Origin of the sequence: Methylomonas stagni, assembly GCF_050154735.1 — a bacterium.
In the GTDB taxonomy this organism is placed as follows: Bacteria; Pseudomonadota; Gammaproteobacteria; order Methylococcales; family Methylomonadaceae; genus Methylomonas; species Methylomonas koyamae_A.
The window spans coordinates 2,435,720-2,452,480 of sequence record NZ_CP189557.1; the positions used below are offsets into that span (position 1 = coordinate 2,435,720).

General features: G+C 55.4%; 5 protein-coding genes. All 5 read right to left on the minus strand.

The annotated features are described in order from the left end of the window. Nucleotides 1–23 precede the first annotated feature (23 nt). The 5 genes from ACP4CD_RS11360 to ACP4CD_RS11380 all read right to left on the minus strand — a co-directional run bounded on the left by ACP4CD_RS11360 (nt 24) and on the right by ACP4CD_RS11380 (nt 16,734). Nucleotides 24–1,193 carry a PepSY-associated TM helix domain-containing protein gene (locus ACP4CD_RS11360; protein ID WP_313728767.1) on the minus strand — a complete coding sequence of 390 codons (1,170 nt, stop codon included), beginning with the start codon at nt 1,191–1,193 and terminating at the stop codon, nt 24–26. A 53-nt stretch (nt 1,194–1,246) separates the two neighbouring features. Beyond that, entirely contained in the window at nt 1,247–3,724 is a 2,478-nt protein-coding gene (locus ACP4CD_RS11365) for a TonB-dependent siderophore receptor (RefSeq protein ID WP_426994612.1), read from the minus strand. A gap of 109 nt (nt 3,725–3,833) precedes the next feature. Continuing rightward, nucleotides 3,834–11,750: an amino acid adenylation domain-containing protein gene (locus ACP4CD_RS11370; RefSeq protein ID WP_426994613.1), complete on the minus strand. Its 7,917-nt coding sequence runs from the start codon at nt 11,748–11,750 to the stop codon at nt 3,834–3,836. Next, nucleotides 11,747–15,157 carry an amino acid adenylation domain-containing protein gene (locus tag ACP4CD_RS11375; RefSeq protein ID WP_426994614.1) on the minus strand — a complete coding sequence of 1,137 codons (3,411 nt, stop codon included), beginning with the start codon at nt 15,155–15,157 and terminating at the stop codon, nt 11,747–11,749. The genes ACP4CD_RS11370 and ACP4CD_RS11375 overlap by 4 nt, the downstream gene beginning before the upstream one ends. Next, a complete protein-coding gene (locus ACP4CD_RS11380) occupies nt 15,127–16,734 on the minus strand; it encodes an MBL fold metallo-hydrolase (protein ID WP_168032094.1) in 1,608 nt (535 codons plus the stop codon). Before ACP4CD_RS11380 ends, ACP4CD_RS11375 begins: the two co-directional genes overlap by 31 nt. Nucleotides 16,735–16,761: the final 27 nt, after the last annotated feature.

Below are 16,761 nucleotides of genomic sequence, written 5' to 3' on the forward strand. Positions count from 1 at the left end.
AACCCTTTCCACACATATGCTTCTTATGTCGTATTGGTGCGCATTCTTTGTGCCTTCCGCTTGCGTAACCACCACAAAACACCGCTGACATACAAAATGAATGGCAAAAAACCAACCATGCACCAAACAATGCGTCCAAGCTGACCAAACGCCTGCCCATCATGGAGAGGCCACAACAAATTGAAAAACGTTTCGCCGGCAGTAAAGCGGTTGGGGTCTTGCACGGCCAACACCTTGCCGCTGTATTGGTCTATCCAAACTTTGCTGCGCGGCCGTTTGCGGTTGGCTTCGCCGGCTTGTTTCTTGGCGACCATATAGACGCCGTCCGGGCCGTCAGGCGTATTGATCATGCGTAATTCCGCGCCAGGAAAGATACGGTCTGCAACAGCCACGGCCTGCATGACCGTCATCGGCGGTTGTGCATTTAGTCGAGTCGACTTCAATTCGGGCACTTGCAAATGCTCTTTAGCAACTGGCGAAAACAATGCCACAATGGGGCGAAAAACATTTTCATAACCGAAAGCAAATCCGGTAAAGGCCAGAATGAGCAAACACAAAGAGCCATAAAATCCGGCGGTTTTATGTACGTCATAATAAAATCGCTCCGAGCTGGCATGCGCTTTGATAGTCGATGCCTTCTTGAATTTACCGGTGCGCGGCCACCATAAATACAGGCCGCTCAAACAAGATAGAAACAATAGAGCCCCCAGCGAGCTAACCGTGTTAAAGCCGAGTTGGCCGGCCTCCTTGCCCAACGTCCCCAGCATTAAAGCGGCATGTATCTCGTAAAGCTTGCTGGGCAGGGTTCGCCCCCAGAAACTCTGCTCCGCGATGCGGCCAGTGTAGGGATCGACCAATACTTCCAGAGGCGCGAACATTTCGCTCCGGGTTTCTTCGGGATTGAGGTATTCGGCCAGCAAATAATCGGCTCCGTAGCCCGGCAACAACAAGGACCAACTACCTTGGCGCTGCGGATGTTCGGTTTGGACGATTTGCAGAAGATGATCCAGCGGTAAAGGCTGCTGATTCGATAAAGCCATGGGCTTAGCAAGATTCCATTCCCGCAACTCGTAATAAAATACATTGCAGGAACCGGTCAAACCCAGAATCACGAACAACAGACCGACGCTAAGCGCCAGCGCCAAATGCAGTTTAAGCCAGAATTTTCGAATATTGTTGCGATAGGTCTTCATACGCTTTTCGAAACTAATGTCTGAACTATAAAGCTCGGCACTATGGATTAAAATTAATATTCCAACTTTAATGATCCCATTACGGTAATAGGATTACCGGTAATAGTATTACTTGCCCCTTGTCGAGTCGCACCGGCATAATATTCTTTGTCCAGCACATTATTGATATTTAACTGTGTAGTTAGGCGAGTTTTACCGATCGGTTTTACATAAGCTGCCATCATGTCCATTCGCGCATAACCTGGCAACTCTAAGTCAGTCCATGTTTGCCCCGCTCTCGAACCCACTAAAACTCCGCCGATACCCGCTTTAAACTCCGGAGTAAATTGATAGGTTCCCCATAAGCTTGCCTGATGCTCCGGCACATTTATTAGACGCTTCCCCAATGCCTCATCGGAATTTTCACCATTCTTAGTTATTCTGGCATCCGTATAGGCATAGGTTAAGATCAGATTTAAATCATCGGTGACACGCCCCTTAAGGTCGGCCTCAATTCCTTGGCTTCGAGCCTCTCCGGCTGTCACGGTCAAACCGGTATGAATAGGATCAGAAAGCTGGATATTCTGTTTTGTCAGATGATAGAAAGATACGGTGCTGCTTAGTCTCTGATCGAAAAATTCTGTTTTAAAGCCGGCCTCGAATTGTTCACCAATTTCAGGCTTAATGGATTGGTTCCCATAGACCATTCCGGTATTTGCACTACCAAGGGATTCGGTATAGTTACCGTAAACAGAAAGCCATGACATCGGCTGATACAAAATACCAACCCGCGGACTGAACTTTTGATTGTCGGTGCTTTTATAATTGGCGCTCGCCACATCATAGCTACCCGTAGCAAAATCGGAGCCTCGTCCAAAAGTTGCCCAATCGTAGCGGCCGCCGCCCAAGATATGGAGCTTTTCAAACAAGGTAATATGATCTTGAAAATACACGCCAAACCATTCTTCTTTCTCTCTCACCGCATAGTCGTAAGGCGAAGAATAAATAGCGGCCAAGTCAACGGTATTATAAGCCGGGTTGTAGATATCAACCGTTCCGCCGGTGTTGTTCCCGTTACAACACGCGAATCGGTTTTTATCGGCTTTTCGGGTTCTTCTCGAGAAATCGCCGCCGATTAACAATTCGTGTTTTGTGTTGAACAACTCGACATTTCCAATTAAATCCAGGTTGGTTCCATAAGTATCATGATAGGCCACGCCAGTTATTGGAAATCGCCTTAACATTGTAGCGTTGAGCATATATTGAGGCTGAAGGTCGAAATAATTGATATCCCAATCCTCGTGCATAAACCGGTTCGTCACTTTCCATTGGTTATTAAATTTGTAAGACCAATCAAATGCCGTCAGCACGGAATTCATGGTGGGGCCTTTCGCCACATCGCCAAGGTAGGTATTAAATGCTACCGGCGCCGGACGATTACCAATCGTCGGTATTCCGTTGTCATTCACACGTTTATCGTGCTTGAACTCCAACTCGGCATTGGCCTCGAATCGGTCATTAGGCGTCCAACTCAGTTTGGGCGCGATAAATACCCGCTCGTCCCCCACGTATTTCTTGAACGAGCTTAAATCCTGGTAGGACGCGTCGAACCGATATTTCAGTGTCTTAGCGTCGTCGATGGGGCCGGTGGCCGCAGCCGTCGTACGGTATTGATCATAATTGCCGAACTGTTGCTGCAGAGAGTAATAGGGTTTATCCAGAGCTTGTTTGGTGACGACGTTGACCATGCCGCCGGGTTGAATTTGCCCGTAAAGCACCGCTGCCGGGCCTTTAATAACCTCTACTTGCTCGATGTTCGCAGGATCGGAATAGTTGGTATAACGCCGCAACCCATTACGATAGGTGGAAAAATTGGTGCTGAATCCCCGGATATTAAAGTTTTCGTAAAGATCCCCATAGTCAGGGCTTCTTTGTACGCCGCTGACATTCCTACTTAAAGCTTCCGTGATTTCGATATCTTGCTGGTCATCCATGATGGTGCGAGGCACAATCTGGATATTGACCGGCGTTTCCATCAATGCCATTTCCGTCTTACTGGCGGCGCTGGAACTGGGAACCGCATAATCTTTGGTGTAAGGATCGGCCGCATCGTATCCCGGCCTAGCCCCTGTCACCGTCACCGCCGCCATCGTCGTCGCATCGTTCGCTTGCGCCACAGCCACCTTCTCCACGGTAATCGAATTCCCACCGGCCACCCGGTAATTCAGTCCGCTGCCTTTCAACAGTTGTTGCAACGCCTGCTCGACCGTGTAATTGCCCTTCAGGCCATTGGATTTCATATCGCTCGCCATCGCGGCCGGATAGCTGAGCTCTACGTTGGCGGTTTCCGCCAATTTGTTCAGCGACGCGGACATGTCGCCGGCGGAGATATTGAACTTGTAAACCTCGCCGCTGCCGGCATTTTCCGCAATCGCCCCGCTCGAAGCCGCCATCGCGCACAACAGCGCAACCGCCTTCAAGGCATGCCGCGGCCTATTTCCCTTTTGTTGCCGGCTAGCCTTGAAATCGCAATGCTTTCCTGAATGACTCATGATTTGATCCGATGGTTAAAGAATGAATTACAAAGCGTCCACCCGAAGCCCAGGCTGTTGCATTCGCTTTACACTCGGAAGACGACTGCACACCCGGTTCTCCCCATCGTCATTCGCCGTTTTTTTCGATCTTGCCGGCGTCTATCCATCCGCTACGTACAAAATAGTCGCGGTAACGCGCCAGCAAGGTATCTTCAATGGGTTGGTAAGCCATGCCTCGCGCCGCAAGCCTGCGTTGCGTTGCCGAGCAGTCGTAGCCTGCGGCTTCGTCACTATCCGCTGCCCCGTCCGGCTCCGCCTCCTCGGCAAAGAGCGTCAGCAACGGCGCCAACGCAAAATCGGCTATCGTTTCCGCGGCGGCGAGCGTTGCCGCCCGCCATTGCCGAGTCGATACCTTGCACAACGGAAAACCGGCGGCAATAAACCAATCGAACCAGGCATTTGCGGTTGGCGGATGGGGATGATTCAAATGAAAAACGCCGCCGGCAACATCAGTTTCTTGCGCCAAGGCCACGATCGCCCCGCTGACGAAATCCACCGGCGCCATGTCCAAACGGCTGTCGACTTCCGGCGCCAGGCCCATCTGTATGCAGCCCTTGAAGACGCGGCATAAAAAATCGTCGGTATTCCAGACGCCGTTACGGCTGTCGCCGGCAACCGTCGCCGGCCGGTAGACGGCTACCTGAAAGCCTCGCAGGCTTGCCTTGCGCAATATGGCCTCCGCCACCCATTTGCTTTGCGCGTAACCGCCGACCAATGCGTCGCTAAGTCGTGGTTCGTCTGTTTCCGTAAAACCTTGCGGATTCGAGGGATTGCCGGCGAATACCGACAAGGTAGAAACGTAATGAATCGCTTTCGGCCGCTCCGTCGCCGCCAAACGCAAGACTTCGACGCTGCCGGACACGTTGGCGGCCTTCAAGGCCCGGTAGGGCTGAACGAAATTGACCAATGCACCGTTGTGGAAGATCGCATCGACGCCGGCGGCGATTTCTCGGTAACGATCTTCGCTAAGCCCCAGGCATTCGGACGCCAAATCCCCACACACAGGAATCACTCGCCGCCAATCAATGCGCTCGAGTAAGTCATAACGTGCCAATTGCTTTTCCAGTCGGCTAAAGGCCTGCGCTTCGTCGGCGGCGCGGATCAGGCAATAAACATGGGCCTGGGTTTGTTCCAATAAATCGGCCAACAAAAATGCGCCGAGAAATCCGGTCGCTCCGGTCAGCAGCAGAGCGCGAGATTGCCCAAGCTCGGCCGGTTTGGCCGGCAAGGGCAGAATATCGCTACCCAGCCCAGCTTCGACCTGCAGATCGAGACTTTCTTCGTCAGCCTCGCCGCTTAACCAGCCGGCTTGCTCCGCTACGGTCGGTTTTTCGAACACGGCTTTGACCGGAAATGGCAGTCGCAACCTATTTTGAACGGCAAAGGCCAACTGCGTCGCCAGCAGCGAATGCCCGCCCAGTTCGAAGAAATCGTCTTCGACGCCGACTTTTTCCACGCCCAACACTTCCCGCCAAATTTCGGCCAACAGGGTTTCGGTTTCGGTGCGCGGCGCGACGTATTGTTTTCTCAATTGTTCGCCGATGTCCGGGGCCGGCAGTTTTTTCCTGTCCAATTTGCCGTTGGCAGAAAGCGGCATCTCGTCCAACATCACGAAGGCACTGGGCACCATGTAGTCCGGCAAAGTTTGTTTGAGTTGAACTTTCAATTCATCGATGACCAAGGTTCCAAGCTGGTCTTCCACCAAATAGGCCACCAGTCGTTTGTCGCCCGGTTGATCTTCCCTCGCCAACACAGCAGCTTCCTTGACGTCCGGGTGTTGCAGCAACCGAGCCTCGATCTCGCCCAGCTCTATCCTAAAACCGCGAATTTTGACTTGGTGATCGATGCGGCCCAAAAACTCGATCGCGCCGTCGGCCCGGTAACGGGCCAAGTCGCCGGTTTTGTACAAGCGGCCGCCGCCGGCTTGGAACGGATCGGGAATGAAGCGTTCGGCGCTCAAGGCGGGACGGTTCAGATAACCCCGCACGATGCCGGCGCCGCCGATATATAACTCGCCGGCCACACCGACCGGCGCCGGATTTAGGTAGCTGTCGAGGATATAGAGACGGACGTTGCCGATAGGCCGGCCTATGGCCAGCGGCCGGTCGAGGTCGTCCAAACTCGCTTGATAGACGCTGCTCCACACCGTGGCTTCGGTCGGGCCGTATTCGTTGTAGAGTTTGACGGCCGGCAGAGCGGCGAAATGACGCTTGACCACCTCGGTCGCGCAGGCTTCGCCGGCGACGATGGCGGCCTTCAGGCTCTTCAATTTTTCGGACGCTTGCTCTAATAACAAAGTATACAGCGACGGCAAGGCCAACAGATGCGAAACCCGCTGGCGTTCGATCAAAGCGGCCAAAGCCGCAGGGTCTTTACCCGCCTCCTCGCTCGGCAAACACAAACAACCGCCCTGCCCCAGCGTCCAGAAGATGCCGGCCACCGAGCTGTCGAAGGCGAACGACGACAGCAACAGATAGGCCCGAACCGGATCGGCATAATAAGCAAACCGCGCTTGGGTCGAATGCAGCGCATTGCCGTGCGCCACCGCCACACCTTTGGGCTGGCCGGTCGAGCCCGAGGTGTAGATGATGTAGGCCAAATCCAGCGGGTGGTTGCACGGTTCGGGGTTATGCTCAGGACATGGGGCGATGGCCGGCCAATCGCTGTCCAGACATAGCGTTTTTAATGCCCCCTCACCCCGGCCCTCTCCCGCTGGGAGAGGGAGAGGGCGCCGGCCGACGTCGTCCGTAGGGTACGCACCGCGTACCGGTCCGGCGCCAACACCGGGTTCAGCCAAGGCACGCGGTGCGTACCCTACGCCTCGATTATTCCCCGCCAACATCTCCGTCAAGCCTTGCCGAGTCAACAGCAGGCTAACGCCGGCGTCGTCCAGCATGTAACGCAGCCGTTCCTCGGGATAGTGAGGATCGAGCGGCACGTAAGCCCCGCCGGCCTTCAAAATGCCCAGCAGACCGATCACCATTTCCAACGAACGCTCGATGCAGATACCCACCAACACATCCGGGCCGACGCCCCGATCGATTAGAGCGTGCGCCAGCTGATTGGCTTTGACGTTCAGTTCGGCATAAGTCAGGCTGCTATCTTCGAAGCTCAATGCAACGGCATCCGGCGTTTTCTCGACTTGAGCCTCAAACAACTGGTGAATGCAACGGCCTTGCGGATACTCTACTTCGGTAGCGTTCCACTCTTGCAAAAGTTGCCGTTTTTCGCCATCGGTCAGCAACGGCAATTCAAAAATCCGCGTTTGCGGACACTCGAGCGCCGCTTGCAACAGTATCAAGTAATGCCGCGCCAATCTTGCCATCGTCTCGGCGTCGAACAAATCGTTGTTGTATTCGAAGCTGCCGCCCAAGCGACCGTCCGGCCAGTCCTGGATGTGCAGGGTCAGATCGAACTTGGCGGTTCGACTGTCGTCTTCGAGCACGGCGACCTCCACATCAGGCAAACTCAAGGTCAGGTTGTCGCGGTTTTGCAGCACGAACATGACTTGGAACAACGGACTGCGGCTGGGATCGCGCGTAGGTTGCAAGGCTTCGACCAGCTTTTCGAACGGCAAATCCTGGTGATTTTGCGCGTCCAATACCGTCGCCCTGATTTGCTCCAACAGCTCGGCAAAGGGCGGATTGGCCGATAAGTCGCTACGCAACACCAGGGTGTTGACGAAGAAACCGATCAAATCTTCGATTTCCTGGCGGTTACGGTTGGCGAACGGGGTGCCGACGCAGAGGTCGGTCTGGCCGCTATGGCGGCTCAACAAGAGTTTGAATACCGAGAGCAAGAGCATGAACAAGCTAACGTTGTATCGATTGCTCACGGCTCTGGCTGGCAAAGCCAATGCCGGCGGGATTTCGAAACCGAAATGAGCGCCCCGGTAAGTCTTCAGCGCCGGCCTTGGCCGGTCGGTTGGCAGCTCCAAGACACCGGACGCGCCTTGCAAGCGCTCGCGCCAGTAGCCTATTTGCCTATCCAATTCCTCGCCGCTCAGCCAATGGCGTTGCCAGCAGGCGAAATCGGCGTATTGGATCGGCAATTCGGCCAGCGGCGAGGCTTGATGCCGCGCAAAAGCCCGGTACAGCGCGGCAAACTCTTTGACCAAGACCGCCGAAGACCAACCGTCCGAGACGATGTGATGCACGGTCAGCATCAGGATGGCGTCCTGGCTGTCGCCGCTGTCGTCCAGCATCAGCAAGCCGGCCCGAATCAACGGCCCCCGGCGCAAATCGAAAGGCTTGGCGGCTTCGTCGCGGCACAGCGCCTGCCAAACGCAGGGCCGGTCGGTAGAGGTCAAATCCACACTGTCGATCTCGAGCGTCAAACTCGGCAATATTTTTTGCACCGGCTCGCCGTCCTCGCTCGTCTCGAATATCGTCCGCAATACTTCGTGGCGACGAACGATCTCGCTAAAACTTTGCCTCAAGGCGGCAAGATCCAAACGGCCGGACAAACGCAACGCCACCGGAATGTTGTAGAGCGGACTGTCAGGCTCCAGTTGATCCAGAAACCATAGCCTTTGCTGGGCGAAGGACAATGGGATGGGCGCCGAACGCATGGCCGCCGCGATGGTAAATTTGTCCTCATTCATTGCGACGCCCGGATGAGCGCGTTTTTCGTCGTCGATTATTTCCGCCAACGTAGCGACGTTGCCGGCCTCGAACACGCTGCGCAGCGGCAAATCGATCGAAAAGCATTTAGCCACCCGCGACGCCAGCTGGGTCGCCAACAACGAATGCCCGCCCAATTCAAAGAAATCGTCTTCGACCCCGACTTTTTCCACGCCCAACACTTCCCGCCAAATTTCGGCCAACAGGGTTTCGGTTTCGGTGCGCGGCGCGACGTATGGCTTTTTCAATTGTTCGCCGATGTCCGGGGCCGGCAGTTTTTTCCTGTCCAATTTGCCGTTGGCAGAAAGCGGCATCTCCTCCAACACCACGAAGGCACTGGGCACCATGTAGTTCGGCAAAGCTTGTTTGAGTTGGACTTTCAATTCGTCGATGACCAAGGTGCCATGCTGATCTTCCACCAGATAAGCCACCAAGCGTTTGTCGCCGGGTTGCTCTTCGCGCGCCACGACCACCACCTCTTTGACCGCCGGCTGTTTCAGCAGCTCGGCTTCGATTTCTCCGAGTTCTATCCTGAAACCGCGAATCTTTACCTGGTGATCGATGCGCCCCAAAAACTCGATCGCCCCGTCGGCCCGGTAGCGAGCCAAGTCGCCGGTTCGGTATAAACGGCCGCCGTCGGCCAGGAAGGGATCGGGGATAAAACGTTCGGCCGTCAGCTCGGGGCGGTTCAGATAGCCGCGCACGATGCCGGCGCCGCCGATGTAAAGTTCGCCGGCGACGCCGACCGCCAGCGGATTGAGCGATTTGTCCAGAATATACAGGCGGACGTTGGCGACCGGCCTACCGATCGCCAACGTCCGATCGAGGTCGTCCAAACCGACTTGGTAAACGCTGCTCCACACCGTGCCCTCGGTCGGGCCGTATTCGTTGTAGAGTTTGACTACCGGCAAAATAGCGAAATGACGCTTAACGACTTCGGTGGCGCAGGCTTCGCCGGCGACGATGGCGGCCTTTAGGCTACTCATTCGTTCGGGGGCTTGTTCGAGCAACAAGCCGTACAGCGACGGCAAGGCCAACAGATGCGAAACCCGCTGGCGTTCGATCAAAGCGGCCAAAGCCGCAGGGTCTTTACCCGCCTCCTCGCTCGGCAAACACAAACAACCGCCCTGCCCCAGCGTCCAGAAGATGCCGGCCACCGAGCTGTCGAAGGCGAACGACGACAGCAACAGATAGGCCCGAACCGGATCGGCATAATAAGCAAACCGCGCTTGGGTCGAATGCAGCGCATTGCCGTGCGCCACCGCCACACCTTTGGGCTGGCCGGTCGAGCCCGAGGTGTAGATGATGTAGGCCAAGTCCTGCGACCGGTTGCGAACGGCGGGATTGTGTGCCGGGTAAAACGCCGCCTGCAGCCAATCGGCGTCCAAATAAAAACTGCGTTGCCGATCGAAATCCGTTAACTCCGCCAAACCGGAACGGGTCAACAGCAGGCTGACACTGGCGTCGTCCAGCATGTAACGCAGCCGTTCTTCGGGATAGTGAGGATCGAGCGGCACGTAAGCGCCGCCTGCCTTCAAGACGCCCAGCAGGCCGATCACCATCTCCAACGAACGCTCGATGCAGATACCCACCAGCACGTCCGGGCCGACGCCGTGCTCGATCAAATAATGCGCTAGTTGATTGGCTTTAGCATTCAGTTCGGCGTAAGTCAGACTGTTGTCTTCGAAGCTCAATGCAACGGCGTTCGGCGTTTTCTCGACTTGAGCTTCGAATAAGGCCTGTAAGCAAGACGACTCAGGGTAGTCGACTTCGGTCGCGTTCCAATCGAACAATAATCGCCGCTTCTCGGCCGCGGATAACATGGCGATTTCGGCAACCGTTTTATCGGGATCGTGGCGTAAAGCATCGTCCAAACCCTCGGCAACGGTTCTCATATAGTCGGCGATACGCAAAGGATCGATTCCCGGCGCCGCTTGCACGGTCAATGCGAAATCATCGCCGAAATCGTCGATCGCCAGCGTCAACGGATAATTGCTGCGCTCCTCGCTGAACAAGACCCGCGCCCCCTCCCAGGCCATCAAGGCCTTATCGTCCGCCTCGACGATGGCCGCATGCCGATAATTGATCAAGGTCGTAAACAGCGGCGTGCCGGACGGCACGCCGCTACAGCGTTGCGCCGTCGCCAACGAGGCTTGTTCGTGAGCCAATAAGCTATTCAAGCGCCGATGCGTCAACGCAACCACCTCGCGGCAAGCGTGCCGCCCTAACGGCACGCGGATCGGCAAGGTATTGATGAACATTCCCACCGCACGCTCGGCGCCGGCACCGCCGTGCAAACGCCCCGACAAAACCGTACCGAACACTACGTCGTCGCGGCCGCTGCAACGCCCCATCACCACCGCCCAAGCGGCATGCAGCAAACCGGCCGGACTAACGCTGCAACTGCGCGCCGTATCGCGTATCCGCCGCGATAATTCCGTGTCCAAGCGCAAGGTCGCTTCTTCGACTTTACCGCCGTCGCCTTGCACGTTCAATAAACCGAACGGCGCAGTAGTCTCATAAACGTCGCTCAGTTGCTCTCGAAAATAAGCCTCGTGTTCGGCCTGCGAAGTGCGGCGCATCCTGGCGATAAAATTGCGATACGGCAAAGGCGCCCGCAACTCGTCGCCGCGCCCGGCCAGCAACAAGCGAATTTCCGACAACACCAACTGTAAGGTATAGTTGTCGTCGATCAAGTGATGATTCAGTAACACCAAACGCCAACCCAAACCGTCCTGCTCGGCGGCGATGTAAACCTGCAATAAAGGCGCTTGTTGCAAATTCATCCGGCACTGTCTGGGGTCCGTTGTCGCCGACAAACGGGCTTCTGCGTCGCCGCCGTATAAGTCGTGTACCGGCAATTTCGCCCGGCGCTGCACGACCTGCACCGGCTGCCGCAAGCCTTGCCAATGCATAGCGCTGCGTAAAATATCGTGCCGCTCTATCACGGTTTGCAAGGCCGCGAGAAAATGATCCAAATAGCGCCGATTTTCGAAGACGATTTGGGTCCGCGTAACGTAAGGATCGCCTTGGCTTTCCAGCAAATGATGAAACAAGATACCTTCCTGTAACGGCGCCAAGGGATAAATATCTTGAATATTGGCGGCACCGCCGTCGACGTTTGCGACGATGGCATCGATTTCTTCCTGGCTTAATTCGACCAGGGTCAGCATTTGCGGCGTAATCGATACATCTCGGCCGTTACGCAAGGCAGTCAGCAAACCCTGCTTATGTAGTTTCAACCGCGCCAGCAAGTCTTCGTCCATCGCCCCCTGCGGGGCCCGTATCACCAGTTCGCCTTCTTCTTCCAATAAGGCGATATTCCGGGATTTCAGCAGCGAAAAAACAGCGTTCAAACTCATAGCCGGAATTCCTCCGTCGGCGTATTAGCGGATAATGAAAAAGCATCGGAAATAAGATTCGGCGGTATCCAGTCGGTCGCCTCATCCTCGGCGATCGCTGCCGCCAGATCCGCCAATAGCGGCCGGGCGAATACCTCGCGGGCCGGCAAATTCCAACCTCGTTGCCGCAGGCGCTCGACTAGCGTTAAGGCCAACAAGGAATGGCCGCCTAATTCGAAAAAATGATCGTTACGGCCAACACGCTCGAGTTCCAACAAGTCTTGCCAAATTTCGGCCAAAGCCGCTTCCGCCTCGCCTTGCGGCGCTTGGTATTCCCGGCCTAATACAGTCTCCGTGTCCGGTGCCGGTAAAGCGCTTCTATCGAGCTTGCCATTGGCGTTCAACGGCAAGGAAGGCAACAGCACGAAGGCCGCCGGCAACATGTAATCGGGCAAATCGGCCGCCAACTGCTGGCGCAATTTGCCAAGCGATAATTCGCCGCCGGAACGGCTGGTCAAATAAGCCACCAAACGCTTGTCGCCTAAACGATCGCCACGGGCTACCACGACCGCCTCGCCGACGCCGTCACAGGCTGCCAAACGGCTTTCGATCTCCCCTAATTCGATGCGAAAACCGCGCAACTTGACTTGAAAATCGTTGCGGCCTAGATAATCGATGCCGCCGTCGGCGCGCCAGCGCCCCAAATCGCCGGTCTTATAAAGCCGCGCCCCTTCTGCAAACGGATCGGGTAGAAAACGCTCGGCGCTCAAGGCCGGCTTGCGGCAATAACCGCGACCGACCGCAATGCCGCCGATATAAATTTCGCCGATAACCCCCAACGGCACAGGCTGCAACGCGGAATCGAGAATGTATAACCGAGTATTGGCAATCGGCCGGCCGATAGGCGGCGTAGCGCCATCGTCTTGTTGGCACGGCCAGGCCGTCACGTCGACCGCCGCCTCGGTCGGCCCGTACAGATTATGTAAGGCCACGTTCGGCAAGGCTTCGTGAAACCTTGCTGTCAAAGCCGCCGGTAAGGCTTCGCCGCTGCATAGCACTTGCCGCAAGGAACGGCATTTTGCCGCATCCAAACCGGGCAAAAAGGCCTGCAGCATAGACGGCACGAAATGCAAGGTCGTCACGCCGGCCACTTCGATCAAGTCCTGCAAATAGTCGGGCTCTTGATGGCCTTTGGGGCGAGCCAGCACCAGTTCGGCGCCCGCCAATAACGGCAGAAAAAACTCCCAAACCGACACGTCGAAGCTGAAGGGCGTTTTCTGCATCACCTTATCGCCAGCCGTCAGCCGATATTGGTCTTGCGCCCACAACAAACGGTTAACTACCGCGTCGTGCTGGTTCATCGCTCCTTTGGGCTGGCCAGTCGAACCGGAGGTATAAATAACGTAAGCAAGATTGACCGGCGCCAAGCCCATGGCCGCCGCATCGGGATTGACATCGGAACGTAAAGCGATCGCGGCCTGGGTATCGGCATCGTCGAGCAACAGCTTCCTAACGCCGGCAAGCGCCGGCTCCGGCCAAGCTCCGCATAAACTTTGCCGGCCAATCAGCAATCTTGGCTCGCAATCGGCCAGCATAAATCGCAGCCGTTCGGCCGGATAATCGGGATCTAGCGGCACGTAAGCCCCGCCGGCTTTCAGGATAGCCAACAACGCGACCACCATTTCCAGCGAACGCTCCAGACAAACGCCGACCAGGACTTCCGGCCCCACGCCTCGCCCGATCAGCTCGTGAGCCAAGCGATTGGCTTTGGCATTCAACTCGGCATAACTCAGGCAATCGGCCTCGAAACGTAAGGCTGCGGCGTTGGGGGTCTTGGCCGATTGAGACTCGATCAAGGCATGAACCAATCGCGGCCGGCTTCGATAATCGCGCTCCGTGGTGTTAAATTCCTCGACGATCCTGCGGTACTGTTCGGCCGGCAAAGCCGTCAATTGCCATAAGGATTGCTTCGGCTCGGCCGCCGCTTGTTCCAGCAAAACCCGTAAATGCCCGGCCATCCGCTCTATCGTTTCGGCGGCGAATAAGTCTTTGGCATACTCGAAACTGCATGCTAAACGCCCCTCCCCTTCGTCGACGAACAAGGTCAAATCGAACTGAGCGGCGCCGTTGTTTAACGTCAAAGGCGAAACATTCAAATTCCCCATCCGAAAATCCGCCGCCGGCACGTTCTGCACCGCCAACATCACTTGAAACAAGGGCGCATGGCTGGGGTTGCGGGGCGGATTCAGGGCATCCAATAATTGGCCGAAAGCTAATTCTTGGTGATTTTGGTCCTGTAAGGCTTGCTCGCGAAGCTGAGCCAAGCAGTCGGCGAAAGAGATTTCGTCGTCGACCCGGCAACGCAAGACCAAGGTATTGACGAAAAAACCGATCAAACTGGCAACCTGGCTACGATTGCGGCCGGCCACCGGATAGCCGATGCAAAAATCCCGGCTGCCGGAATAGCGGTGCAACAGCGCCGAAAACGCCGCCGCCATGACCATGAACAATGTGGCCTTGTGTTGCCCGGCCAATTGCTTGACTTGCCGGCTCAAATCCTCGCTTAATTCGAAGCGATAAACTTCGCCGCTGTAACTAGGCTGCGGCGGCCGCGGACGGTCCAAGGGCAATTCCAGCAGCGGCGGCGCGCCGGCCAACTTGGCCGTCCAATATTCCAATTGGCTTTGCCGTTGCGCGTCGCGGCCGCGTTGCCAAACGCAATAATCGGCGTATTGAATCGCCAGTTCCGGTAAAGGCGACGGCCGGCCTTCGGCGAAGGCTTGGTAAAGGGTCGCGACTTCTTGCATCAACACCGCGACCGACCAACGATCGGACACCATATGGTGTAAGACCAGCAACAGAATATGCCGCTCGCCGCCCAAGTCAACCCATGCTCCCCGAAGCGGCGGCTGCAGGTCTAGCCGGAACGGGCGGCGAATGAAGTCTTGCGCCCGCGTCTCGAAAGCCGGCATTTTTTCGTTTTCCGCCAACGCCGACAAATCCCAATCTTCCAGCGGCAATTGCGCTTCGGTTTCGACTTGCTGGCCGGGCCCCCCTTCCAACGCCAAAAAACGACTGCGCAAAATTTCGTGGCGCCGGACCACTTCGCTCAAGGCTTGCGCCAACAGCTCGCCGCGTAAAGCGCCATCAAGCCGCACGGCTCCGGCAACGTTATAAATCGGATTGTCCGGCTCCAATTGCGACATAATCCATAGCCGCTCTTGCGAATAGGATAAAGGCGCCGTTTCACCAGCTGCGCGCTTCGCTATCGAGTCAGCCGTGGTATTCTGCCCGAGGCGGGCAATCAAACGCGAGCGATCAGTTGTTACGGAAACAGGGTTAGCGGTTGAGATCGTCATGTCTTGTCGAATCCTTAAGTTGATAAAAGAGAGCCGACTTAATCCTGGCCTAGAAAAATCTCGTCGCATCCATATAGACGCCGGGCATCGCTAAAGCCACGCTCATGACAAACCGTTAACATTTTGTTGATTTCGCGAATGTAGGCATCGTCGTCTTCCGGCTCCAGCGCCATGAAATATTGCAGCCACGGCTCGCGACCAATGGCGTAGACGTAGACGCGATTGGCGCCGACGGCTTCCAGTAATTGCAATGCGCCTTCGGCATTGCTGCCGTTGGAGCGTCTGGCCTGACAGTGCTTGTGATCCGGCAGCTTAGGTAATAAAGCGCCGTAAACCCAGGAGAGCGGTGCGCCAATGCATTCCATGCCTAAAAACACCGTGTCGATAGATCCATATTCAGCACATAGATTCTGGTACATGTGCTTATCCAGGCAGTTCGAATCGGCAGCAAACAACAATTTCCGGTTCCCGGCGCGAACTAAATACGCGCTTTTCGCAAAAGGCAAATCATTGTGTTCGCCCAGGAAAGGTACCGCGACGATCTCACCACCGGTAAACGAGATGCTGTCTAACGGATCAACTTCAACGACCTGCTGAAAACCCAATTCTCTGGCCAACAGTTTCATCGAGATATCGGCATAAAAAATGCCCGAACTTTTAGGTACAACTAGGCAACCAATTTTGTGCCGTAACCGTAATAGGGTTTCGAAGACATAATGGTCGTGATGAACATGAGTAATTAGCACGTAATCGATATGTGCCGGCAAATCTTGAAAACTATAACGGTCTATTCCACCCTGACTGGGTTTTACAGCAATGAAGGGATCAATCAGCACGGCAATACCAGCGGTTTCGATTAAAACGCCGGCATGACCAAGATATCGGAGGCGCGGACCTGGACCCTGCCAGGGTTCGGCAGTGCGCGCCGATTGCTCGGTTAATAAACGGATCAGTTTATCTTCGTCGCAAGCGTCCAAACCCAGAACCTCCCGGATATAGCCCAGGGATTGAGGCTGACTATCCAGTTTGAATAATTCGTCGACGGCCGACTCGGCAAACGGAATCTGCCAAGATACGCTATCGTCATCGGGCAGGCGTGGCGTACTCATATAATACGCACGGACTCTGTCGTGGGTTTGGGTAAAAAGCCGTAACGATTGCAGGTGCTTTTTATAATGCCGGCTTTTGTAAAATAGGCTCTCGATACAGCGGACAATCGGGCGGTTGTTATAGTCATAGAGTAATTCGACGTAACCGCGTAATGACTGAGGCAATAGAGGGTAATAAACTTCCAGACTTTGCCCGATAGCTTCACGATCCAGCAAATTCTGAAAAGCGATGAGATCTTCGGCCATTTGCAGACTTTCCGCATGCTCACCGCCCATACGTTCCAACATTTGCGCAATGTCGGCCACTCTGTCGAGCGGTACGTTCACAAAAGGACCACCCAGCAGTTTTGGATTAGCGCTGGATTTAAGATGAATTTCCGGATTTTGCAGGTACGAGGTCAGGTTCTTCTTCTGATAATTCAGCATATGCAGGCTGTAGGGGACCGGCGAAAAAGTGTGCGGCCAGGCAACCCAGTGATCAACCAGCGCTTCTACTGCAGTGGAGTCAGCAAGTCGGTATAGGGTTCTGTCGTTCATGGCTTCCGTTTCCTATTCATTAATTTG